Consider the following 22,436-nt stretch of genomic DNA (forward strand, 5'->3'; position numbering starts at 1 on the left):
ATTACTGAAGACCATTGCTTGGGAAGGGGAAACGCGAGGTGGCGAAGACAAGTGGGGCCGCGGGCACGCCGACGGACCGGCTGACACCGGTGCTGCGCCCCGTGCGGGCGGGCAACGGCTTCGAGGAGGCGCTCGAGCAGATCCTCCAGCTGCTGCGCCTCGGACTGGTGCCCGGCGGGGAGCGACTGCCGGCCGAACGGGAACTGGCGGAGCGCATGGGCATCAGCCGGGTCACCCTGCGCGAGGTGCTCAAGGTGCTCACCGACCAGGGGCTGGTGGAGAGCCGCCGCGGCCGCTACGGCGGAACGTTCGTGCTGCACCGCACCGACAGCCACGGCGAGGAGGAACTGCGCCGCCGGGTCGCGGGCGTGGACGTGGAGGACACCCTGCGTTTCCGCGAGGTGCTGGAGGTGGGGGCGGCCGGTCTGTGCGCTGCCCACGGCCTCACCGACGACGGCGCGCTGCGGCTGCGCACGGCCCTGACAGCAACGCACGACGCGCCGCTCACCGAGTACCGCAGGCAGGACACGCTGCTCCACCTGACCCTGGCCGAGCTGTCCGGTTCGGCCTCGCTCACCGCGCAGTACGCGGCGGTCCGGGCCACCCTGAACGACCTGCTCGACTGCATCCCGCTGCTGGTGAGGAACCTGGAGCACTCGCAGCACCAGCACACCGCACTGGTCGAGGCCGTGCTCGACGGCGACCCGGACGGGGCCCGCGAGGTGATGCGCGAGCACTGCGAGGGGACGGCGGCGCTGCTGCGTGGCTTCCTGGCTTGAGCGGCCGGGCCGAGGGCACGAAGGGGCGGGAGGCCGGACGGGCGGCACGGTCAGGCGCGCGGCAACGCGCGAGGGGCGGCGGGCGGATCCGTAACGCCGGGTTTACGCACAGGGCTTGCGCTGCGGCCGGAGTGCCGCAAAGGTGTCCGCACAAACCTTTGACCTGAGCCAGGAGCGACCATGGCTGAAGGCACCACATCGCGCCCCCCGTCCGCCGCCCCACCCGGATCCGACCCGGAGTCGGACGCCTATCTGAACCGGCGCACTCTGCGCAGAGGCAGCGCCGGATGGCTGCTGCTGACCGGACTCGGCGTCGCGTATGTCGTCTCCGGCGACTTCTCCGGTTGGAACATCGGACTCTCGAAGGGCGGTTTCGGCGGTCTCGCCGTCGCCACCCTCCTGATGGGCGCGATGTACGCCTGTCTCGTGTTCGCGCTCGCGGAACTCTCCGCGATCCTGCCCACCGCCGGCGGCGGCTACGGCTTCGCCCGGCGCGCGCTCGGGACGTGGGGCGGCTTCCTCACCGGCACCGCGATCCTCATCGAGTACATCCTCGCCCCCGCCGCGATCTCCATCTTCATCGGCGACTACGTCGAATCACTGGGCCTGTTCGGACTGGAGTCGGGCTGGCCCGTCTATCTGGCCTGCTTCGCGATCTTCATCGGCATCCACCTCTGGGGCGTCGGCGAGGCCCTGCGCTTCAGCCTCGTCGTGACCGCCATCGCCGTCGCGGCGCTGCTGATCTTCGCGGTGGGAGCGTTCACCGAGTTCAGCACCGGCGGACTGGACGACATCCCCGTCGACACGGAGGCGTTCGGCGCGAACTCCTGGCTGCCGTTCGGCCTGCTCGGCATCTGGGCCGCCTTCCCGTTCGGCATGTGGTTCTTCCTCGGCGTCGAGGGCGTGCCGCTGGCGGCGGAGGAGGCGAAGGACCCCGTGCGGTCCATGCCGAGGGCGCTGGCGATCTCCATGGGCATCCTGGTGCTGCTCGCGCTGCTGACCTTCTTCGCGGCGAGCGGAGCCCGCGGTTCGGCCGCCATCCAGGAGGCCGGCAACCCGCTGGTGGTCGCCCTCCAGGGCGACGGGGACCCGACCGCGCTGAGCCGTTTCGTCAACTACGCGGGCCTCGCCGGACTCGTGGCCTCCTTCTTCTCGCTGATCTACGCGGGCTCCCGGCAGCTCTTCGCCCTCTCCCGGGCCGGCTACCTGCCCCGCTTCCTGTCTCTGACCAGCCGCCGCAAGTCCCCCTACCTCGGCCTGCTGATCCCCGGCGCGATCGGCTTCGCCCTGGCGGCGGGCACCGGCAACGGCGCACGGATGCTGAACATCGCCGTCTTCGGCGCGACGATCAGCTACGCGCTGATGGCGCTCTCGCACATCGTGCTGCGCCGCCGGGAACCGGAACTGCCGCGCCCGTACCGGACACCGGGCGGCGTCGTCACCTCCTCCGTCGCCTTCGTGCTCGCGCTGTCAGCGCTGGTCGCGACCTTCCTCGTGGACAAGGACGCCGCGTTCATGGCACTCGGCGTGTACGCGGTGGCGCTCGCCTACTTCGCCTTCTACAGCCGCCACCATCTGGTGGCACGGGCCCCGGAGGAGGAGTTCGCGGCCCTGGCGGCCGCGGAGGCCGAACTGGAACGGAACTGACAACCTGATGCATGTGTCCAAGCCGCTGATCGGCATCAGTACCTACTGGGAGACGTCCGCCAGGTGGGGCGTGTGGGACCTGCCCGCCGCGCTGCTGCCCGCCGGCTATCCGCGTCACGTGCAGTCGGCGGGCGGCATCGCAGCGATGCTCCCGCCGGACGAACCGGCGCTCGCGGAGGCCACGGTGGCCCGCGTCGACGGACTGGTCATCGCCGGCGGCGCCGATGTCGACCCCGAGCGCTACGGCGCGCCGCGCGAGCCCCGCACCGGTCCTCCGGCACCCGAACGCGACGCCTGGGAACTGGCACTGATCCGCGCGGCGCTGGCGTCCGGCACACCGCTGCTGGGCATCTGCCGCGGCATGCAGCTGCTGAACGTCGCGCTCGGCGGGACGCTGGTGCAGCACCTGGACGGTCACGTGACGTCGGTCGGGGTCTTCGGTGAGCACCCCGTGAAGCCGGTGCCGGGAACGCTGTACGGCTCGATCGCCCCCGAGGCGTCGCTCGTCCCGACCTACCACCACCAGTCGGTGGACCGCCTCGGCGAGGGCCTCGTGCCGAGTGCGTATGCGCAGGACGACGGCACGGTGGAGGCGATCGAACCGGCGGAGGGCGGCGGTTGGGTGCTGGGGGTGCAGTGGCATCCGGAGATGGGGTCGGACACGCGGGTGATGACGGCGCTGGTGACGGCGGCGCGGTGACGGCGGCGGCGGGCTTGCCCCCCCTCCCCGCTCCTTCCCACTGTGCGGATTGTGCGGCTCCGCCTCGTGGCGGGTCAGGCCCCCGTACCGCGCTGCGGGCGGTGCCTTCGATCCCTCTGTGGGAGGTACCCCCGACTCCGGCTCCGCCGGAGTTTGCGGCGCGGTGCGGGCCCGGGCGGAGCCCGGTTCCGGGAAGTGGGGGCCCACGGCCGCCAGGCCGTAGGGGAGGGTAGGGGAACAGGCGTCCGCAGCGGCCACGCCAGCCGTCAGCCCCGCGTCAGTCCCAGCAACTCCCGCGCCGGCCCCACCGGCCGCTGCGCATGCGGCCACACCGCACGCAGGTCGCGTTCGAGCGCCACCCCCTCCACCGGCACCCGCGTCAGGCGGCGCGAGGACAGTTCCTCCGTCACCGCCAGCTCGCTGAGGACCGCCGGACCCGCCCCGCTGACGGCCGCCGCCTTCACCGCGGTCGTGGAGGCCAGTTCCATCAGCGGTGCCGAGAGACCGCCGTGGCGGGAGAGCGCAGAGTCGAGCACCTGTCGTGTGCCGGAGCCCCGTTCGCGCAGGACGAGCGGAGTTCTGGCCAGTTCCTCGGGGGTCAGCGGGGCCTTGCGCCGCCGGGCCCACGCGTGCCCGGGCGCCACGACCACGAACAGCCGGTCGTGTCCGATGACCGTGCCGTCGAGGCCTTCCGGTACGGCGAGGCCCTCGACGAAGCCGAGGTCGGCCTCCCCGGAGAGCAGCCGTGCGGCGACGGCCGACGAGTTCCCCGCGATCAGCGAGACCGCAGTGTCCGGGCGCTGTGCGCGCAGCGCGATGAGCCAGCCGGGCAGCAGATACTCGGCGATCGTCATGCTCGCCGCGACCCGCAGCCGGGAGTCCCGGCGGCCCCGCAGCGCCTGGGCACCGGCGTCGAACGCCTCCGCCGCCTCCACGATCCGCCGGGCCCAGTCGGTTACGAGCGCTCCCGCCTCGGTCAGCCGGGAGCCGCGTGGGGAGCGCTCGACGAGGGCGACGCCCAGCTGGCGTTCCATGGAGCGGATACGGCTGCTCGCCGCGGGCTGGGTGATGCCGACGTCGCGGGCCGCGCGCCCGAGGCTTCCGTGGCGGGCGACGGCGAGCAGCAGTTCCAGCGCCCCCAGGTCGGGCACCCGGTGTGCCAGAGGCACACGTTGCTCTTCGCTCATAAGAACAGCTTATGAGGCGATAGGAAGAAGGTCCCTGGTGGGGGGCGGCGGGAGTCGGCGAACGTGACGTCATGGTCACCGCCGTAGAGTCCCTCCCCCGCCCGCCGGACCCGGTCCGGACCGCCGTCGCGCCTCGGCCCCGGTCCCTGCGGCATCTCGGTCCCAACTGGTACGCGGCTGTCATGGGCACGGCTGTCGTCGCGAGCGCCGGTGCCGCGCTGCCCTTGGACGTCCCGGGACTGCGGACGGTGTTCACCGGCGTCTGGGCGCTGTCGGCGGTGCTTCTCGGCGCGGTCGTAGCGGCGCGTACGGGGCACTGGGTCCGCCACCGGGACCAGGCGCGTGCCCATCTCATGGATCCCGCCGTGGCCCCGTTCTACGGTTGTCTGTCGATGGCTCTGCTCGCCGTCGGCACGGGCACGCTCACGGTCGGCGCGGAAGTGGTGGGTGAAGGACCCGCTGTGGCCACCGCATTCTTGCTTTTCGGGGCGGGGACGCTCGTCGGGCTCGTGGGCGCCGTCGCGGTGCCGTATCTGATGGTGGCGCGGCACAGCGTCGAGGTCGGCAGCGCCTCGCCCGTGTGGCTGCTGCCCGTCGTCGCGCCGATGGTGTCCGCGGCGTCGGGTCCGCTCCTGGTGCCGTATCTGCCGCCGGGCCAGTGGCAGGAGGCGGCGCTGCTCGCCTGCTACGCGATGTTCGGACTGAGTCTGCTGGCGACGCTGCTGATCCTGCCGATGGTCTTCGCCCGGCTCGTGCACCACGGCCCGCTGCCGATCGCGGCGACCCCGGCACTGTTTCTGGTGCTCGGTCCGCTCGGCCAGTCGACCACCGCCGTGAACAAGCTGGCCGACGCCGCTCCCGGGGTGCTCGACGCGCCGTATGCGGCGGGCATGGGCCTGTTCGCCGTCGTGTACGGCGTGCCCGTCATGGGCTTCGCTCTGCTGTGGCTGGCCCTCGCGGCGGCGATGGTGGTGCGGGCGGCACGGCGCGGCATGCCGTTCACCCTGGGCTGGTGGGCCTTCACGTTCCCGGTGGGCACGTGTGTGACCGGCGCTCAGGGCCTCGCGGACCGTACGGGCCTGGTGGCGTACCAGTGGTCCGCGACGGCCCTCTACGTGTGCCTGGTGGTGGCCTGGGCGGTCGCCGGGACGCTCACCCTGCGCGGTCTGCTGCGCGGCGAGCTGCTGCGAGCGCCGCGCTGAGCTCCGCCGGGGCACGGCGGAGGGAGGGCCCGTACCAGGTCAGGTACCGCCCGTCGACGAGCGCGGCGGGCAGGCCGGGAAAGGCCTCCGGCCCGTCGTCCGCGGTGAAGCGGTACGGCTCGTCGGGCAGTACGACGGCCTGCGCGCCGCTTGCCGTCAGCTCTTGGAGCGGGATGCGCGGGTAGCGCTCGGGGTGCTGTGCGTACACGTTCACGACGCCGAGCCTGGCGAGCAGGTCCCCGGCGAAGGTGTCGCGGCCGAGCACCATCCACGGACGGCGCCAGACCGGCACGACGGCGCGCAGCTCCGGCAGCGGTTCCACCGCCGCCCATGCCCGGCGCGCCTCGTCCAGCCAGCGCGGCCGGGCGAGCGAGCAGCCCGCGACCAGGACCCGTTCAAGCTCCGAGAAGGCCTGGTCGAGGTCGCGTACCTCGGTCACCAGCACTTCGACGCCCGCCTCGCGCAGGGCGGTCAGGTCCGGTTCCCGGTTCTCCTCCTCGTTCGCGATCACGAGATCGGGCCGCAGCCGCAGCACAGCGGGAACATCCGGGTTCTTGGTGCCGCCGACGCGGGCCGCGTCGAGGCCGGGCGGATGGGTGCACCAGTCGGTGACTCCCACGAGGAGCCCGGGCGCGGTGGCCGCGACGGCCTCGGTCAGCGAGGGCACCAGGGAGACGACGCGCACCGGTCCGCCTCAGCCACGCGGGTCGGTGGTCGTGGCGATGTGGTCGGAGACGGAGACGACGAGGATGCGGGTGTCCGGGGTGGTGGCGCGCCAGCGGTGGCGGACACCGCCGGAGAGGAACAGCGCGTCGCCGGGGCCGAGCCGGTAGGCCCGGCCCTCGGCCTCGACCTCCACCGCCCCGTCCGCGACGTACAGCAGCTCGTCGTTGCGGTGCTCGAACTCCCGGCCCGTCTCCTTCTCGCCGCTGAATTCCAGGGCGTGGAGCTGGTGCTGCCCACGCACAAGGGCCCGGACGCCGTCGGACGGCCCCGAGGTCCTGGCGTCGTCGCCGGCGCGTACGACGTCCACGGTGCGGGCGGCGTCGGAGGCCGCGAGCAGCCGTTCCGCCGAGGTGTCGAGGGCGTCGGAGACGCGCTGGAGCGAGCGCATGCTCGGGTGGGCCCGCTCGTTCTCGATCTGGCTGAGGAAGGGCACGGAGAGGCCGCTGCGGGCGGCGACGGCGGCCAGCGTGAGACCGAGGGCCCGCCGTCGTTTGCGCACGGCAGCACCCACCCGGAGAGGTTCTTCCCTCTCCTTCATGTCCTTCGCGTCCTTCGCGTCCATGGGCCGGGCTCCCCTCCCCTGGGTCCTGTCTCACCATACGCACCATCCGTCCACCCGTACTCGACAAGCGCACGAGCAAAGGCCCGGGAGCGGGCCGGAACCGGGTGAAACAGGTACCGGAAGGGGTGGGTCCCGCCGGTTCCGCGGGACCCACCCCTTCGGTGGAGCGTCCGGGCGGAGGTGGCCCGACGGCTACTGCGGTGCGATGGCCGAGCTGTGGGCCGCCTGTCGGTGGGTTGCGGCATCATCGTCCCTGTGACCCGACGCCTGATGCTCCTCGACACCGCTTCCCTCTACTTCAGGGCCTACCACGGAGTCCCCGACTCGGTCCGGGCCCCCGACGGCACACCGGTCAACGCGGTGCGCGGGCTCATCGACTTCATCGCACGGCTGGTCCAGGACCACCGCCCGGACGATCTGGTCGCCTGCTGGGACAACGACTGGCGGCCCCAGTGGCGCGTCGACCTCATCCCCTCGTACAAGGCGCACCGGGTCGCGGCCGAGCACGACCAGGGCCCCGACGAGGAAGCGGTTCCCGACACCCTCACCCCCCAGGTCCCGGTGATCGAAGCCGTTCTGGCCGCGGTCGGCATCGCCCGCGTCGGCGCCGACGGCTACGAGGCGGACGACATCATCGGCACGCTCACCGCGCGGGCCACCGGCCCGGTCGACATCGTCACCGGCGACCGCGACCTGTTCCAGCTGGTCGACGACGCGCGCGAACGCCGGGTGCTCTATCCGCTCAAGGGCGTCGGCACGCTCCAGACGACGGACGAGGCATGGCTGCGCGAGCGGTACGGCGTCGACGGGCCCGGCTATGTGGACCTGGCGCTGCTCAGGGGCGACCCGAGCGACGGACTGCCCGGCGTGCCGGGCATCGGCGAGAAGACCGCGGCCAAGCTCCTCGACACGTACGGGGACCTGGACGGGATCATGGCGGCCGTGGGCGACCGCGGCCCCAAGCTCACCCCGGCGCAGCGCCGACGACTGGACGAGGCCAGGGCCTACGTCACCGTGGCCCCGAAGGTCGTCAAGGTCGCCACCGACGTGGCCCTCCCCGAGTTCGACGCCGCACTGCCGAGCGCGCCCCGCGACCCGGTGGCCCTCGACCGGCTGACGGAGCAGTGGGGTCTGGGCGGCGCGGTGGTGCGACTGCTGAACGCCCTGAAGCGCTGAGTCACCGGACGAGGTGTTAACTTAGGTAAGCCTAAGCATCGATCGTCCAGGGGAGTAACGCCGTGGCAGACCGAGCGGAACGTCCGGCCCGCACGTCACCGAAGGTCCATGAGGCGCAGGTGGTGCGCACGGAACAGATCACCCCACACATGGTGCGGGTGGTGCTCGGGGGCGAAGGGCTGGCCGCGTTCGAGCTCGGCGGCTGGACCGACCACTACGTGAAGCTGATCTTCCCTGCCGACGGCGTCACATACCCGGAGCCGTTCGATCTCGACCGGATCCGCGCGGAATTCCCTCGCGACCAGTGGCCCGCCAACCGCACGTACACGGTGCGCGCCTGGGACGCCGCCCACCGCGAGCTGACGATCGACTTCGTCGTCCACGGCGACGAGGGCCTGGCCGGCCCGTGGGCCGCCCGCGCCCGCGTCGGCGACACGATGCGCCTCCTCGGCCCCGGCGGCGGTTACGCCCCCGCCCCGGACGCGGACTGGCACCTGCTGGCAGGCGACGAGAGCGCACTGCCGGCGATCGCGGCGTCGCTGGAGCAGATGCCGACCGGCGCCGTCGTCCACGCCTTCGTCGAGGTCGAGGGCCCCGCGGACGAACAGAAGACCGCAACCCCGGACGGCGTCGGCATCACCTGGCTCCACCGCGGCGACCGCCCGGTCGGCGAGGCACTCGTCGAGGCAGTGACGGCACTGGACTTCCCGGAAGGCAAGGTCTGCGCGTTCGTCCACGGCGAGGCGGCCTGCGTGAAGGAACTGCGCCGGCTGCTCCGGGTCGAGCGGGGCGTGCCGAAGGAGCAGCTGTCGATCTCGGGTTACTGGCGCCTGGGCCAGACGGACGAGGCATGGCGAGCGGTCAAGCGCGAGTGGAACGAGCAGGTGGAACGCGAACAGGAACGGGGCGCCTGAGGCTCGGTGAGGCGGTAGCCCGGCACGGGCTGCGTCCGCTGCGCGGGAGCGTGGCCGCGGCGCCGGAGCGTGGCCCGGCGCGGGAGCGGTGGCCCGGCGCAAGCCGTCGCCATGCAGGGGCGCGGGCAGGAGCGTGCCCCGGCACGGGCGGCGTCGCCGCTGCGCAGGGCGTTTCCCCACCCCGCCTCTTGCCGAACCGGGGCGCGCCCGACGGGCGGCGTACCGCGCTCCGCGCGGTGCCCTCACTCCCCCTACGGCCTGGCGGCCGTGCGAGGTGCCCCCAGGCGGCTGCATTTCGCTTCGCGAAATCAGCCTCGCCGGCGCTTGAGGCGCGGGGTGCGGGGACACAGCCCCCGAAACCCCGCGCGGAGCGCGGCGGCGGGTCCGGGCGGAGCCCGGTTTCGGGAAGGGGCGGGGTGGGGAACAAGCCCGCCGCAGGCGGCACGCGACCGTCACCCCTCCCCGTACGCCCGCGACGACCCGTCCGTCTGCGCCAGACGCCGCAGCGCCGCCAGCATCGCGTCACCGATCACCGTGCCGACCACCACCCCCTCCACCAGGTCGTCCAGACCGATGTGCCGCCCCACGTGGGCGAGGTCCGCGCGGGCCACCGTCTCCGCCGCGGAGGCGTAGTCGTCGAGCACTTCGGCGAACGCGCCGTGCCCCACCCGTTCCAGCGCCGCCAGCGCCTCGGTCAGCGCCTCCGCCGCGGGGTGGGCCGCGTCCACGCGCCAGCCGCGGCGCGCGATCAGTTCGCGGACCTTCTCCCGGGCGGCCGGTGACTCGTCGCCGTTCGCGTACCGCGGCACGAGTCCGTCCGTGGCCGCGCCGAGCACTTTGTGGACGGACCTGTCCGGGTCGTCGACGGCCCCGAGCACGTCCCTGATCGAGGCGACGGAGAGCCCTCCCACCTCCAGCAGCGCACGGATCAGCCGGAGCCTGCGTTCGTGCGCGTCGGAGTAGCTCGCCTGGTTGGGGCTGGTCAACTCCCCGGCCGTCAGCAGCCCTTCGCGTACGTAGTACTTGATCGTCGGTACCGGCACCCCGGTCCTGCGACTCAACTCACCGATGCGCACCGCGCGTTCACCCTTCGCCTCTTGCCATCCTCGGCCCCCATCATAGATAGTTCCACTATCTGATAGCGGTAAGCGCCACTATCCATAATTTCCCCGGGGGTACACCCATGTCTCCTTCCGCGTCCTCACCACCCTGGCTCTCCTGGCACCGGCCACTCATGGTCTTCGCCGCCTCGATGGCCGTACTGACCGTGATGACGGCCGTGGGCTTAGCGGTGGACGACCGGCTCGTCGCCGGATCACCGGTCTGGTTCAAGCCCTTCAAGTTCTCGGCCTCGTTCCTCGCCTACGCACTCTCACTCGCCTGGACGCTGTCGTTGCTGCCGCGCTTCCGGCGCGCCGGCTGGTGGGCAGGCACCGTCGTCGCCGTCACCGGCGCGATCGAGATGGTGCTGATCACGGGTCAGGCGATGCGCGGCAGGCGCAGCCACTTCAACAACGAAACGCCCTTCGACGAGGCGCTGTTCGACACGATGGCCGTGACCGTCGTCGTGCTGTGGACAGCTGCCTTGGTCGTCGCCGTCCTGCTGTTCCGCACCGGCCCGGCCGACCGGGCGTCCGCCTGGGCCCTCCGATTCGGCTCCGTGCTCTCGTTGGCCGGTGCCCTGATCGGGTTCCGGATGGCGCGGCCGACGCCCGAGCAGCGCGCCGAGGCGGAGACAGGGAACCCGGAGGTCGTCGGCGCGCACGGTGTCGGGGTGCAGGACGGCGGCCCTTCGATGCCGCTGACCGGCTGGGAGATGACGGGCGGTGACCTGAGGGTTCCTCACTTTGTGGGACTGCACGCACTCCAGGTCCTGCCCTTCGTCCTGCTCGCCCTGGTCGTACTCGCCCCGCGTTTCGCCCGGCTGCGTGACGAACGCGTCCGGTTGCGGCTGGTCCTCGTGGCATCAGGGACGTACACCGGGGTCTTCGCCCTGGTGACGTGGCAGGCGCTGCGCGGGCAGGCCCTGGTAAGCCCGGACGGGGTGACGCTCACGGCCGCGGCCGTCCTCCTGCTCTCCGCGGCGGCCGGCACCTGGGCTGCGCTGCACCGGACCACCCCACCCGGCGGCCCGACGGCCGGGACGACCAGCAGGACCGGCGGAACCGGCAGGACCACCGGATCGGACACACACAAGGAGTTCGCGGCATGACCGGTTTCCTCTTCGAACTGTCCTTCTGGCTCGTCGCCCCCGTCTGGCTGCTGATGATTTTCGCGCCGCACCGACGGCTCACGGCCCGCGTCGCGGCCTCACCGCTGACCGTCGTCCCCGTGCTCCTCGTCCATCTCTCCATGGCGATCCCGGTGTTCCCCGAACTGTGGGCCGCGGTCAGCAGTCCCGACATCGACGTCTTCCGTGACCTCACCGCCCGTGCGAACGGCGCCGGCGCCGTCTGGGCGCAGGTCATCGCATGGGACCTGCTGCTCGGCCAGTGGATGTACCGCGAGGCACGGCGGCTCGGCATCCACCCCTTGGTGATGGGGCCGCTGCTGATGCTCACGATCCTGCTCTCACCGATCGGTCTGCTGATCTTCCTCGCCGTGCGGGGCCGCTCGCACGGCGCACCGCAGCCCGGCCGGCGGCGAGGCACTCGTACGGTCGTGACACCATGCCGCGGACCGCACCGATCCGCCGGGCGTCCGGCTACGAATGCCCGGTGGAATGTCCGTTCGACGCGTCCGCACCGTGGAGGATCGCCGCGTGAAAACAGCCGTACATATCGGTGGGCCCGCCCCCGCGGGCCCTGATCTTCAGGAACTGCTCGGCCTGGTGGCCAGAGGCGACCAGAGCGCCTTCTCCCAGGTGTACGACGCGGTCGGCGGAAGCGTCCTCGGCCTGGTCCGCACGGTGCTGCGCGACCCGGCCCAGTCCGAGGAGGTGGCTCAGGAAGTACTGCTCGAGATCTGGCGCTCGGCCACCCGCTACCAGCCGTCCCTCGGCTCCGCGATGACATGGATCCTCACGCTCGCCCACCGGCGGGCCGTCGACCGGGTGCGGTCGGCGCAGGCCGCGACCGACCGCGAGCGCCGGGCGGCGTTGCTGGAGCGTACGCCCGCGTACGACGAGGTCACCGAGCAGGTGGACGCCCGGCTCGAGCGTGAGCAGGTACGGCGCTGTCTGCGCACCCTGACGGAGCTTCAGCACGAGTCGGTCACCCTGGCCTACTACCGGGGACTGACATACCGGGAGGTCGCCGAGCTGTTGTCCGTACCGCTGGGCACGGTCAAGACCCGTCTGCGCGACGGACTCATCCGGCTGCGTGACTGCCTGGGGGTGAGCGCGTGAACACCGGTGATCTGCACCTGCTGACGGGCGCTTACGTGCTTCACGCCCTGCCGCCCGGGGAGCACGCCGACTTCGAACGGCACCTTCCGGGCTGCCCGTCGTGCTCGGAGGAGGTACGCGAGCTGGCCGCCACCACGGGCAAGCTGGCCTCCGCGGTCGCCGTCGTACCCCCGCCGGTGCTCAAGCAGCGGGTGATGGCCCAAATCGCTGCAGAGCGGCAGGCGCCGCCGCGAGTCCCACGCCAGAGCAGGCGCGGCGGCACCCGGCGTGGGCGAGCGCTCTCCCGCTTCGCGCTGGCCGCGAGCATCGCGGCGGCCACCACGTTCGGCTCCTTGGCCCTCTGGCAGTACCAGGAGGTGCGGGACGCCCGTGACGCGGAACGGCGTACGGAACGCCGGGCGGCGGACCTGGCCTCGGTGCTCACCGCCCCGGACGCCAGGGTCGTCTCCCGCAGGCTCTCGGACGGGGCGACCGGCACGGTGGTCGCCTCACGGACCCGTGACAAGGCCGCGTTCCTCGCCACCGGGCTGCCGAACCCACCCGAGGGCAAGGTGTACCAACTCTGGTTCGCCGACGGCGGTTCCATGAGGTCCGCCGGCCTCTTGGACGTGTCGGGCGCCACGGGGGCCGTGGTGATGGAGGGGCCGCTGGACGACGCGTCCGGCATCGGCATAACCGTCGAACCGGCAGGCGGTTCCCCGCATCCGACCTCCGACCCGCTGGCCCTGATGGCGCTCCCCGCCTGACCGACCGACGACTGCGGCCGAGAGCCGGTGGTCCGGCGGGCCGGTGGTCCGGCCCCGCGGTCGGCGGCGGTGGGGCCCGGCATCGGTGCGCCGGCGCCCGGGCCTGGGGAGGGGTGGGGTGGGCCATGGGCGGCCGCCGGCGGTCGGGCAAGGGCTCTCCGGCGAGCCGACCCGGCCCGCCGGCTCGGCCGCCCCCGTTACCCGCCTGTCCCGCCGTCCCCTGCTAGGGCTTCGTGAGCTGGAGCTGCTGCACATCGAGGAGTCCGGACCGGAAACCTGCCTCCGCGTGCGCCAGGCAGAAGTGCCACAACCGTCGGAACGTCTTGTCGAAGCCGAGGGCATCGGCCTCCGCGGCGCGGGCGGTGAACCGCTCGCGCCACAGCCTCAGCGTCTCCGCGTAGTGCGCTCCGAACGCGTCCCGCTCGGTGACGCTCATCCCGGTGAACCGGCCGGTGAACTCCTCCAGCGCCTGGGCCGAAGGCAGCGGCCCCGCGGGGCAGATGTACTTCTCCGCCCAGCTCCCTGCCGCACGGGAGCCGGGCACCTGCTCCTGCGGCATCGTGACGGCCTGGAGAGCGACCCGTCCGCCGGGCGCGAGCAGCCGGTCCAGCGTCATCAGGTACTCCGGCCAGAACCCGGCGCCCACGGCCTCGACCGTCTCGACACCCACGATGGCGTCGTACCGGCCGAGCACCCGTCGGTAGTCCCGCAGCAGGACGGTCACCCTGTCTCCCGCTCCCGCCTCCCGTACACGCCGCGTGGCGAGTTCCTGCTGTTCGGCGGAGTGCGTCACTGTCAGGACGCGCGCGCCGCGGGCGGCGGCCCGTATCGCGAGCTCGCCCCGGCCGGTGCCCATCTCAAGCAGCTGCGTGCCGGGGCCGACATGTGCCAGGTCGAGCAGGCGGTCGATCTTGCGATGCTGGGCGGCGGAAAGCAGTTGGTGCTCTGCGGGGAATCCCCGGAAGAGCGCGCAGGAGTAGGTCAGCGTCTCGTCGAGGAAGAGGGAGAGCAGTTCGTGGGCGGCGTCGGCCCGCGCGGCCTTGGGGGCGCGGTGGCGCGGGCCGGGCCCCCCGGTGCGCCGCGCGCCGCGCGTCCGCTCCAGCGGCTCGGGGACCAGCGCGTCGGCGTGCTGCGCGAGCACGGTCAGCACGCCGACGAGGTCGCCCGCATCCCACTCTCCTGCCGTGTATGACTCCTTGAAGCCGGCCAGCCCGTTCGCGCCGGTGCGGCGGAAGAAGGAGTGCGGATCGCTCACCTCCATCAATGGTCCGCCGCGGCCGACCGGTTGCGCGGTTCCCGTGAGCCGTATCCGCAGCGGCAGCCGGCCGATCGTGTGCCTCATGCGCCTTTCCGCTGCCGCCGCGCGCAGCCAGGAGGACTTGGGGAGGCGGGCGACGTCCGGTCGGCGGCGCGGGTCGACAAACGACGTTCGCGGGGTCGCGGAAATGACGGGAACGCTCACTGGACACCCTCCTGAGGGAGATGGCGGTGACGGGGCGAACGTGCGGTCCGCGCGGACGGGGTCCACAGCCGTGCAACCGTAGGCCGGCCCGGACAGGAAGAAGTGGACCGTCCGGCCACCTGGTTGCCCGTCACGGCCGTGCGCCTGCGCTGCACCGTCGTCCCCACTCCCCACCGGGCCGGCCTCGCGCCGTCCTCAGCTCCTATTCGCGGCCGGGGATTCCACGGATTGGTGTCCGGCCAAATCTTTCGATGGCCGACTGCGGACTTCCTGCTCGTGCCCAAGCGACTTGTCCGCCGCATAGCCTGACGGGATGACGGACGAGCACCTTGCGGCCCGCACGAGCCGCGCCATCGGCGCCGTCGTGGGCTCCGCTGTCGGCGACGCCTTGGGCGCGCCCTTCGAGTTCGGCGCACCGGGCGTGTACCGGGGGCACTTCCCCGACGGCGTCGGCGAGATGCGCGGAGGCGGCGGCTGGGATCCAGGCGAGGCCACGGACGACACGCAGATGGCCGTGCTGGTAGGCGAATCGCTCCTGGAGCACGGCGGACCGGAACCGGCGGACCTCTTCCGACGCTTTCAACGCTGGGCGGCGGGCGGGCCCAAGGACATCGGACTCCAGACGGAGCAGGTCCTGACCAGCGGCGATCCATGGGACATGGCCGCGGAGCTGCACTTCGCCAGGACAGGACGAGCGGCAGGGAACGGCTCGCTGATGCGCGCGGCCACCTCAGCGGTGTACTTCGCCGGCGGGGGCCGCCGGGCGACCATGGACGCTGCCCGCCGTATCGCGGCCCTCACCCACGGCGACCGGGCGGCCTGGGAGGGCACGGCGGTCCTCCACGAGCTGATCCGCGTCGCGCTGGACGGCGCGGACCCGTCGGCCGCCGTCCCCGAGACGCTCCGACACGTCCACCCGGACCACCGTGCGCGCTGGTCGGTGGTCCTGTCCCCCGGCTGGCATCCCGATGACGCCACCGAGTTCAACGGCGCGGTGTGGCCCGCTCTCGGCTCGGCACTGTGGGCGCTGCGCACCACCGAGTCGTTCGAGGAGTCTCTCGGAGCCGCGATCGACCTGGGTGGCGACACCGACACCGTCGCGGCGGTGACAGGGGCTTTGGCGGGCGCGGTCCATGGCATCGGGGCGGTACCGGAACGGTGGACGGCGCCGCTGCACGTGCCGCTGCCGGGATTCGGCGACCGGGTACTGCGGTACCCGGAGCTCACCGGCCTCGCCGTCGCCCTGGCCGGAAGCCCGTCCGTGGACAGCCCGTAGGACCCGGCGGATGATGGACGAAAAGGGAAATCGAGTGACGGAAGGTGTGGATCACCATGTCCGAGCACCCGGACTGCGCCCTCGTCCGCCAGGGTTACACGGCCTTCGTCTCCGGCGACATGGAAACGCTCGGCAACCTGATGACGGCCGACGCCGTGTACCACGTCCCGGGCCACAACCCGCTCTCCGGGCACCACAAGGGCCGCGATGCGATCCTCGACCTGTTCCGGCGTATGGGCGAGGAGACCGACGGAACCATGCAGATCCAGCTCGAGGCGGTGCTCGCAGACGGGCGCGGACACGTCATGTCCTTCCACACCGTCCGGGCGGACCGCGGTGACCGGGGGATCGAGATCCGCGAAGGGCTTTTCTTCACCGTCGTGGGCGGCAAGGTCACCGACATCGACGCGTGCACGGAGGACCTCGACGAGATGGACGCCTTCTGGAGCTGACGGCCCGGACTGCGCCCCTGGAGCTGACGACCGAGGCTGCGGCCGTCCAGCGGTCCGGCCGTTCGCGTGCGTGGCCGCCCGACCGGGCACGTGGACGGCCGGGTGAGCTGTTCCTGTCGGAACCACAGGAGTCGGCCCACCACGGACCGGTCGCACTCGAGAACTGGGAACTGACGTCAGCCGACCGAGCTGTACGCCACCACGCCGCGCAGCAGCGCGTCGACCGCCTTGCGGGCGTTCTTCGACACGGTGCTGTTGTCCCGGGGCGCGGCCGCCGCGATCTGGCCGAGCACGTCGATGACCTGCTTGCACCAGCGCACGAAGTCGCCCGCCGGCATCCCGACCTCGCCGAGCACCTCGTCGAGCCCCTTGCCGAAGGCCCACTGGTGGGCGGCCCAGGCGAAGCCGAGGTCCGGCTCCCGCTGTCCGACGCCCTCCGCCTGGTTGATCCTGAACTCCTCCTCCAAGGCGTCCAGCCTGCCCCAGATGCGGACCATCTCGGCGAGGGCGACCTTCGCCCTCCCGGCCGGGACCTTGGGTGCGACCGCGTCGTCCGACTGCCGTGCCTCGTACACCAACGCGGAGACGCAGGCGGCCAGTTCCGCCGGGTTCAGTCCCTCCCAGACGCCTTCGCGCAGGCATTCGCTGGCCAGCAGGTCCAGCTCGCCGTAGAGCCGTGCCAGGCGCTTGCCGTCCTCGGTGACCTCGTCGCCGCGGAGGTAGTCCATCTCCGTGAGGAGGGCCACGATCCGGTCGAAAGTCCGCGCGATGGTGTTCGTGCGGCCCTCGATACGGCGCTCCAACTGGCGGGTGTCGCGCTGGAGACGGAAGTACCGCTCGGCCCAGCGTGCGTGGTCCTCGCGTTCGTCGCAGCCGTGGCAGGGGTGGGCGCGCAGTTCGGCGCGCAGCCGGGAGATCTCTCGGTCGTCCGCGGCGGCGGACCGCCGCTTGCCGTGCCGCTCGGGCACGATGTGCCCGGCCTTGGTACGCAGCGCGGAGGCGAGGTCCCGACGGGACTGCGGGGAACGCGGGTTGAAGGACTTCGGGATCCGCATCCGCTCCAGTGCCTCGACCGGCACGGGGAAGTCGATCGACGCCAGCCGCTTGACCTGGCGCTCGGAGGTGAGGACCAGCGGCCGCGGGCCGTCGTGGTGCTCGAGACCGCGGTGGCCGTTGGTGCGTCCGGCCGGCAGCCCGGGGTCGAGGACCAGTGCCAGTCCGGCGAACTTGCCCGTCGGGACATGGATGACGTCGCCCGGCTTGAGCTTCTCCAGTGAGGTCGCGGCGGCTGCCCTGCGCTGCGCCGCGCCCTGCTTGGCCAGCTCGGTCTCGCGGTCCTTCAGCTCGCGGCGCAGCCGTGCGTACTCGGTGAAGTCGCCCAGGTGGCAGGTCATGCCCTCGCGGTAGCCCTCGAGGCCTTCCTCGTTGCGCTGCACCTGCCGGGAGATGCCGACGACGGACTTGTCCGCCTGGAACTGCGCGAACGACGTCTCCAGCAGTTCCCGCGAGCGGTGCCTTCCGAACTGCTGGGTGAGGTTGACGGCCATGTTGTACGACGGCTTGAAGCTGGAGCGCAGCGGGTACGTCCGCGTGCCGGCGAGCCCCGCCAGCGCCTCCGGGTCCATCGCCCGCTGCCACAGGACCACCGCGTGGCCTTCGACATCGATGCCGCGGCGCCCGGCACGGCCGGTCAACTGGGTGTACTCGCCGGGAGTGATGTCCGCGTGCTGCTCGCCGTTCCACTTGACGAGCTTCTCCAACACCACGGAGCGGGCAGGCATGTTGATGCCCAGGGCGAGCGTCTCCGTGGCGAACACGGCCTTCACCAGGCCCCGCACGAACAGCTCCTCGACAACTTCCTTGAAGGTCGGCAGCATGCCGGCGTGGTGCGCGGCGATGCCCCGCTCCAGGCCCTCCAACCACTCGTAGTAGCCGAGGACATGGAGGTCCTCACCGGGGATGGAGGCGGTCCGGTCCTCGACGATCTCGCGCACTTCCCTGCGCGCGTCCTCGTCGTTGAGCCGCAGTCCGGCGTACAGGCACTGCTGTACGGCGGCCTCGCAACCCGCCCGGCTGAAGATGAACGTGATGGCGGGGAGCAGTCCCTCGGAGTCGAGCCGGTCGATGACCTCGGGCCGGCCGGGGGTCCAGATGCGGCTACGCTGGCGCCGCTCGCGCTCCCGGTCGGCCTCGCGCACCATCTTCCCGCGGCGCCGGTCACGGGGGTTGTAGGTGCGGCTGTTCTCCATCCTGGCCAGCCGTACGAGGTCGGGGTTGACCTCACGGCGGGCGACCCCGCGGCCGCCGTGGTCGGTCTCCTCCTCGAAGAGGTCGTACATCCGCCGTCCCGCGAGGACGTGCTGCCACAGGGGCACGGGCCGGTGTTCGGAGACGATGACCTCGGTGTCGCCGCGGACGGTGTCGAGCCAGTCGCCGAACTCCTCCGCGTTCGACACGGTCGCCGAGAGTGACACCAGGGTCACCGACTCGGGGAGGTGGATGATCACTTCCTCCCAGACGGCGCCCCGGAACCGGTCGGAGAGGTAGTGCACCTCGTCCATGACGACGTAGCCGAGGCCCAGCAGCGCCTGGGAGCCCGCGTACAGCATGTTGCGCAGCACCTCGGTGGTCATGACGACCACCGGAGCACCGGAGTTGACGCTGTTGTCGCCGGTCAGCAGCCCGACCTTCTCGGCGCCGTAGCGCTTGACCAGGTCGGTGTACTTCTGGTTGGAGAGCGCCTTGATGGGCGTGGTGTAGAAGCACTTGCGGCCCTGCTCGAGGGCGAGGTGGACGGCGAACTCGCCGACGATCGTCTTGCCCGAGCCGGTGGGCGCGGCGACGAGCACGCCCTTGCCCGCCTCCAGGGCCTGGCATGCCTCGATCTGGAAGGGATCGAGGTCGAAGTCGTACATCGCTCGGAAGGGGGCCAGCGCAGTGGCCTCCTCGGCGGCGCGGACGCGGGCGGCGGCATAGCGCTCTGCGGGAGAGAGGTCCTCGGTCATCTTGTTCACGAGCCTACCCGCCACCTCTGACACTGAGCGGATCTTTAATCGGACGAGAGCACCTACCGCTCGGAGTACCCGCGCACGCCTTGGGCGATGCATACGCGAGCGGGGCCCGCCGGATCGGCGGGCCCCGCTGACGGGCCTGATGGCGGTGGCGCCTCAGGTGATGTCGTCGTAGCCGTTCAGGCGGTTCGTGCGGCCGCCGTCGGCCTCGCCGGTGGCCTGCTCGGGCAGCGCGCGGGCCGTGACGGAGACGGGCTCCACCTCGCCGAGCGCGGCCGGCGTGAGATCGATGTCGGACGCCTCGTCGTCGTCGAGCTCCGCATCGGGGTCATTACGGCGTCGGCGACGGTCGTTGAGCGTTGAGAACCCGACCGCGAGGAAGTACAGCAGGATGATCGGTCCGGACAGGGCGATCATGCCCAGGGGGTCGGTCGAGGGGGTGGCGATCGCGCCGAAGACGAAGATGCCCATGACGGCGCCGCGCCACCAGCCGAGCATCCGCCGGCCGGTCACCATCCCGGTCAGATTCAGCATGATCAGGAGCAGGGGCAGCTCGAACGAGAAACCGAAGATCAGCACCATCCGGACCGTGAAGTCCAGGATCTTGTCCACGCTCAGCAGGTTCTCGGCGGGAGCGGGCGTGATCGAGAGCAGGACCTTCATGCTCACCGGCATGACGAGGTAGGCGAAGTACGCGCCGCCGGCGAACAGCGGCGCGGCCGCGGCGGCGAAGTAGTAGCTGTACTTCTTCTCGTTCTTGTGCAGGCCGGGCGCGACGAAGGCCCACATCTGGTAGAGCCAGACCGGGCAGGACACGATGATGCCCGCCATCAGCACGACCTTGACGGTCGTGGTGAACGGCGACAGGAGGTCGGTGTAGACGACCCTGGCGCAGACGCCGCCCTTCTGGGGGCCGTCCCCGACGCACTCGGGCACCGGTGAGGTGAGGAACTCCATCAGCTCCTGGCTGTATGCGACGGCGGCGACGGAGGCGATGACGATCGCCAGCATCGCCTTCGCGAGCCGGTTGCGGAGCTCACGAAGATGGTCCGCGAGCGGCATGCGCCCCTCGGGGTCCTTCTCCTTCAGTTTCGAGCGGGCAGGCTTGAGCAACCCACGTCCTCATCTCGTGCGGCAGGCCACGGTCACGTGACCTTGGGTCAGCGCTGGGGGGTGTCGGTGGGCTCGCTCACGGGGCGGGCGCTGGTGACGTCGCCGGGCGCCGCCTGGATGGTGCGGTGCGGGGTCTGGCTGTCGCCCTGGGCCGGGTCCTTGGGCTCCGCGGGGGCCGCCGCGGGCTGCCCCTCGGACTTCATCGCCTTGGCCTCGCTCTTCAGGATCCGCGCGGACTTGCCGAGCGAACGAGCCATGTCCGGAAGCTTCTTGGCGCCGAACAGCAGCAGGATGAGGAGCGCGATAATGATGATCTCGGTGGGCCCGATCTGTCGGAACATAATTGTGTCTACCTTCTCACCGAGGCGGCTTGGGGCTCTGGCTGCTGACCGCGGTAGGACAGGCGTCCGAACCGCGACCGGCAGCGATCGTAACTCGCACGGGTAAACGCATGGCAATCCCCGTGCGTACTCCCGTCAGCGGTCGGCGCCTCATCACCGGTGCCGCCACCAGCAGCGTACCGCCAGGGCCTGCGCCGTAGCAGGGGGCGTCAGCGGTCTCCGGCAGGGCTCGAGCGGCGCGTCGGCTCAGCGGAGGGTCTCGCCCGAGCGGGCCAGGGACGTGGCGGCCCGCTCCAGGTCCTCCGCGGCCCTGTTGATCCGGTCCGTGGTGCGGGCGACCTCGCTGCCCAGACGCCGGGCCTCGATGAAGACCCGGACACCGAGGACGCCGAGGACGGCGATCCCGAGGAAGCCGAGTGCGATGGCGAGCATGGGCCAGAACATGCGCAGAGCCTAGACCGTTCCTGGAGCGGTTTCCGAGCGGGACGTCACACGGTGGAGTGCAGGCGCAGGGTCCGCACCCCGCCGCCGGTGAGCAGTTCCACGATGCGTTCACCGGCCGGCTTGCGGACCGCGGAGCCGCATTCGGGGCAGGTGAAGGAGTAGAACGTGGTGCGGCGGCTGCCGCCTATCGCCAGGCGCAGGGCGCCGGCGGACAGCTCGAACCGGGCCCGGCAGTCGGGGCACGCGGCCCGGAAGAGCACCGGCCCGACACGGGCGGGGACAGGGGTCATCGCCGGGACACCGGGCGTCACGGTCATCAGGCGCCGGCTCCCTGTTCTTGGCGGTCCTGGTGCTCCGGGTACTTGCCGTGCTCTTCGCTGAGCTCCACGGCCTCGTAGGCGGCGAGCGCGTCGCGCGCTGCCGTGCGGGCGCTGTCCGCGAGGTCCTGCGGCGACACGATCCGGCCGTCCCTGCCCAGCCGCAGCGCCAGCCGGCGCAGCGAGGCGGGCGACGGCGTACGCAGCGTGATGCGCAGACCGCCGTCAGGCAGTTCCTCCGCCAGGTCGTGCGGGTAGTACTCGGCGACCCAGCGTCCGCCGGGCGCCACTTCGACGACGACCTCTGGATCGTCGGCGGAGGGCTGCACCAGGCCCTCGGAGAGGTCGCGCAGCTCGATCTCGGGCGGCGCGGCGGGGGCGTCGAGCAGCCGGATCTCCGCTACCCGGTCGAGGCGGAAGGTGCGGCGCGCCTCCGAGAGGCGGCACCAGGCCTCCATATAGGTGTGGCCGACGGCGAAGAGCCGGATCGGGTCCACCTCGCGCTCGGTGAGCTCGTCGCGCGCCGGCGAGTAGTACTTCAGCCAGAGCCTCCGGCGCTCGGAGATCGCCCGGTCCACCTCGGCGAAGACCCCGCCCTCCGATTCGAAGGTGACCGAGAGCCGGGAGGAGGCGCCCGCCGCCTCGCCGGCCGCGCCTTCGATCTTGGCGGTGGCCCGTACCAGCGCCTCGCGGTCACCCTCCCGCAGTCCGGGCAGGGTGGCGACGGCGCGGGCCGCGACCAGCAGCGCGGTCGCCTCGTCGGCGGCGAGCCGCAGCGGCTCGGCGGTGGACTCGCCGGACGCGTCCGGGTTGCGCCACCAGATCCGCTCGCCGTCGGTGTCGATGTCGAGCAGGTCACCGCCGCGGAAGCTCGTCCCGCACATGGGCAGCACGTCGAGGTCGGAGATCAGTTCGTCCTCGGTGATGCCGAAGGCACGGGCGACGTCCGCGATACGGGCGCCGGGGCGCTCGCGCAGATATGTCACCAGCGACAGCATCCGCCGGGTCTGGTCGATGGCGTTGATCGCCATGTCG

General features: G+C 71.9%; 22 protein-coding genes and 1 pseudogene. 12 read left to right on the forward strand and 11 right to left on the reverse strand.

Annotation, left to right across the window (positions count from 1 at the left end):
* Nucleotides 1-38 precede the first annotated feature (38 nt).
* The 3 genes from MDN94_RS29245 to MDN94_RS29255 all read left to right on the forward strand — a co-directional run bounded on the left by MDN94_RS29245 (nt 39) and on the right by MDN94_RS29255 (nt 3,126).
* A complete protein-coding gene (locus tag MDN94_RS29245; protein WP_482728854.1) occupies nt 39-779 on the forward strand; it encodes a FadR/GntR family transcriptional regulator in 741 nt (246 codons plus the stop codon).
* Between the two features lie 180 nt (nt 780-959).
* Nucleotides 960-2,426, forward strand: a complete 1,467-nt coding sequence (gene eat, locus MDN94_RS29250; protein ID WP_482728855.1) for an ethanolamine permease — start codon at nt 960-962, stop codon at nt 2,424-2,426.
* Nucleotides 2,427-2,433: 7 nt separating this feature from the next.
* Entirely contained in the window at nt 2,434-3,126 is a 693-nt protein-coding gene (locus MDN94_RS29255) for a gamma-glutamyl-gamma-aminobutyrate hydrolase family protein (RefSeq protein WP_482728856.1), read from the forward strand.
* 266 nt (nt 3,127-3,392) lie between these two features.
* Here the strand turns inward: MDN94_RS29255 and MDN94_RS29260 are convergent, their stop codons facing one another.
* Nucleotides 3,393-4,313 carry a LysR family transcriptional regulator gene (locus tag MDN94_RS29260; protein ID WP_453467274.1) on the reverse strand — a complete coding sequence of 307 codons (921 nt, stop codon included), beginning with the start codon at nt 4,311-4,313 and terminating at the stop codon, nt 3,393-3,395.
* Nucleotides 4,314-4,384: 71 nt separating this feature from the next.
* On the opposite strand from MDN94_RS29260, the gene MDN94_RS29265 reads away from it, so the two are divergent.
* A complete protein-coding gene (locus MDN94_RS29265) occupies nt 4,385-5,515 on the forward strand; it encodes a TDT family transporter (RefSeq protein WP_482728857.1) in 1,131 nt (376 codons plus the stop codon).
* Here MDN94_RS29265 and MDN94_RS29270 read toward each other — a convergent pair.
* Both MDN94_RS29270 and MDN94_RS29275 read right to left on the reverse strand, forming a co-directional pair.
* Nucleotides 5,466-6,200: a helical backbone metal receptor gene (locus tag MDN94_RS29270; RefSeq protein WP_482728858.1), complete on the reverse strand. Its 735-nt coding sequence runs from the start codon at nt 6,198-6,200 to the stop codon at nt 5,466-5,468. The genes MDN94_RS29265 and MDN94_RS29270 overlap by 50 nt on opposite strands.
* Before the next feature lie 9 nt (nt 6,201-6,209).
* A complete protein-coding gene (locus MDN94_RS29275; protein WP_189475197.1) occupies nt 6,210-6,803 on the reverse strand; it encodes a helix-turn-helix domain-containing protein in 594 nt (197 codons plus the stop codon).
* Between the two features lie 270 nt (nt 6,804-7,073).
* On the opposite strand from MDN94_RS29275, the gene MDN94_RS29280 reads away from it, so the two are divergent.
* Both MDN94_RS29280 and MDN94_RS29285 read left to right on the forward strand, forming a co-directional pair.
* Complete coding sequence (locus MDN94_RS29280) at nt 7,074-7,979, forward strand: 5'-3' exonuclease (protein WP_482729112.1); 906 nt, start codon at nt 7,074-7,076, stop codon at nt 7,977-7,979.
* A gap of 62 nt (nt 7,980-8,041) precedes the next feature.
* Complete coding sequence (locus tag MDN94_RS29285; protein WP_482728859.1) at nt 8,042-8,893, forward strand: siderophore-interacting protein; 852 nt, start codon at nt 8,042-8,044, stop codon at nt 8,891-8,893.
* Nucleotides 8,894-9,345: 452 nt separating this feature from the next.
* Here the strand turns inward: MDN94_RS29285 and MDN94_RS29290 are convergent, their stop codons facing one another.
* Nucleotides 9,346-9,969, reverse strand: coding sequence for a MerR family transcriptional regulator (locus MDN94_RS29290; protein WP_482728860.1), 624 nt, complete (start codon nt 9,967-9,969; stop codon nt 9,346-9,348).
* 107 nt (nt 9,970-10,076) lie between these two features.
* Here MDN94_RS29290 and MDN94_RS29295 point away from each other — a divergent pair, with 107 nt between their 5' ends.
* From MDN94_RS29295 to MDN94_RS29310, 4 genes and pseudogenes are all read left to right on the forward strand, one after another.
* Nucleotides 10,077-11,105, forward strand: coding sequence for a hypothetical protein (locus tag MDN94_RS29295; RefSeq protein WP_482728861.1), 1,029 nt, complete (start codon nt 10,077-10,079; stop codon nt 11,103-11,105).
* Nucleotides 11,102-11,558, forward strand: a pseudogene (locus MDN94_RS29300) (ABA4-like family protein). The gene MDN94_RS29295 and the pseudogene MDN94_RS29300 overlap by 4 nt, the downstream one beginning before the upstream one ends.
* Before the next feature lie 96 nt (nt 11,559-11,654).
* Nucleotides 11,655-12,239, forward strand: coding sequence for a sigma-70 family RNA polymerase sigma factor (locus tag MDN94_RS29305; protein WP_482728862.1), 585 nt, complete (start codon nt 11,655-11,657; stop codon nt 12,237-12,239).
* Nucleotides 12,236-12,985, forward strand: coding sequence for an anti-sigma factor (locus MDN94_RS29310; RefSeq protein WP_482728863.1), 750 nt, complete (start codon nt 12,236-12,238; stop codon nt 12,983-12,985). Before MDN94_RS29305 ends, MDN94_RS29310 begins: the two co-directional genes overlap by 4 nt.
* A 223-nt stretch (nt 12,986-13,208) precedes the next feature.
* On the opposite strand, the gene MDN94_RS29315 is transcribed toward MDN94_RS29310, so the two are convergent.
* A complete protein-coding gene (locus tag MDN94_RS29315) occupies nt 13,209-14,327 on the reverse strand; it encodes a class I SAM-dependent methyltransferase (protein ID WP_482728864.1) in 1,119 nt (372 codons plus the stop codon).
* A gap of 433 nt (nt 14,328-14,760) precedes the next feature.
* Here MDN94_RS29315 and MDN94_RS29320 point away from each other — a divergent pair, with 433 nt between their 5' ends.
* On the forward strand, nt 14,761-15,723 hold the full coding sequence (locus MDN94_RS29320; protein ID WP_482728865.1) for an ADP-ribosylglycohydrolase family protein: 963 nt from the start codon (nt 14,761-14,763) through the stop codon (nt 15,721-15,723).
* Nucleotides 15,724-15,779: 56 nt separating this feature from the next.
* Complete coding sequence (locus MDN94_RS29325; RefSeq protein WP_482728866.1) at nt 15,780-16,175, forward strand: nuclear transport factor 2 family protein; 396 nt, start codon at nt 15,780-15,782, stop codon at nt 16,173-16,175.
* Between the two features lie 176 nt (nt 16,176-16,351).
* Here MDN94_RS29325 and MDN94_RS29330 read toward each other — a convergent pair whose 3' ends face one another.
* The 6 genes from MDN94_RS29330 to MDN94_RS29355 all read right to left on the reverse strand — a co-directional run bounded on the left by MDN94_RS29330 (nt 16,352) and on the right by MDN94_RS29355 (nt 22,432).
* Nucleotides 16,352-19,180, reverse strand: coding sequence for a DEAD/DEAH box helicase (locus MDN94_RS29330; protein ID WP_482729113.1), 2,829 nt, complete (start codon nt 19,178-19,180; stop codon nt 16,352-16,354).
* 162 nt (nt 19,181-19,342) lie between these two features.
* Complete coding sequence (tatC, locus tag MDN94_RS29335; protein ID WP_482728867.1) at nt 19,343-20,299, reverse strand: twin-arginine translocase subunit TatC; 957 nt, start codon at nt 20,297-20,299, stop codon at nt 19,343-19,345.
* A gap of 47 nt (nt 20,300-20,346) precedes the next feature.
* Complete coding sequence (gene tatA, locus MDN94_RS29340; RefSeq protein WP_159693640.1) at nt 20,347-20,640, reverse strand: Sec-independent protein translocase subunit TatA; 294 nt, start codon at nt 20,638-20,640, stop codon at nt 20,347-20,349.
* Nucleotides 20,641-20,886: 246 nt separating this feature from the next.
* Nucleotides 20,887-21,084 carry a hypothetical protein gene (locus MDN94_RS29345; protein ID WP_441265397.1) on the reverse strand — a complete coding sequence of 66 codons (198 nt, stop codon included), beginning with the start codon at nt 21,082-21,084 and terminating at the stop codon, nt 20,887-20,889.
* A 44-nt stretch (nt 21,085-21,128) separates the two neighbouring features.
* Nucleotides 21,129-21,401, reverse strand: coding sequence for a CpXC domain-containing protein (locus tag MDN94_RS29350; protein ID WP_364600450.1), 273 nt, complete (start codon nt 21,399-21,401; stop codon nt 21,129-21,131).
* Nucleotides 21,401-22,432 carry a helix-turn-helix transcriptional regulator gene (locus tag MDN94_RS29355; RefSeq protein ID WP_482728868.1) on the reverse strand — a complete coding sequence of 344 codons (1,032 nt, stop codon included), beginning with the start codon at nt 22,430-22,432 and terminating at the stop codon, nt 21,401-21,403. The genes MDN94_RS29350 and MDN94_RS29355 overlap by 1 nt, the downstream gene beginning before the upstream one ends.
* Between the last annotated feature and the right edge of the window lie 4 nt (nt 22,433-22,436).

Source organism: Streptomyces sp. WAC00040 (assembly GCF_056835925.1).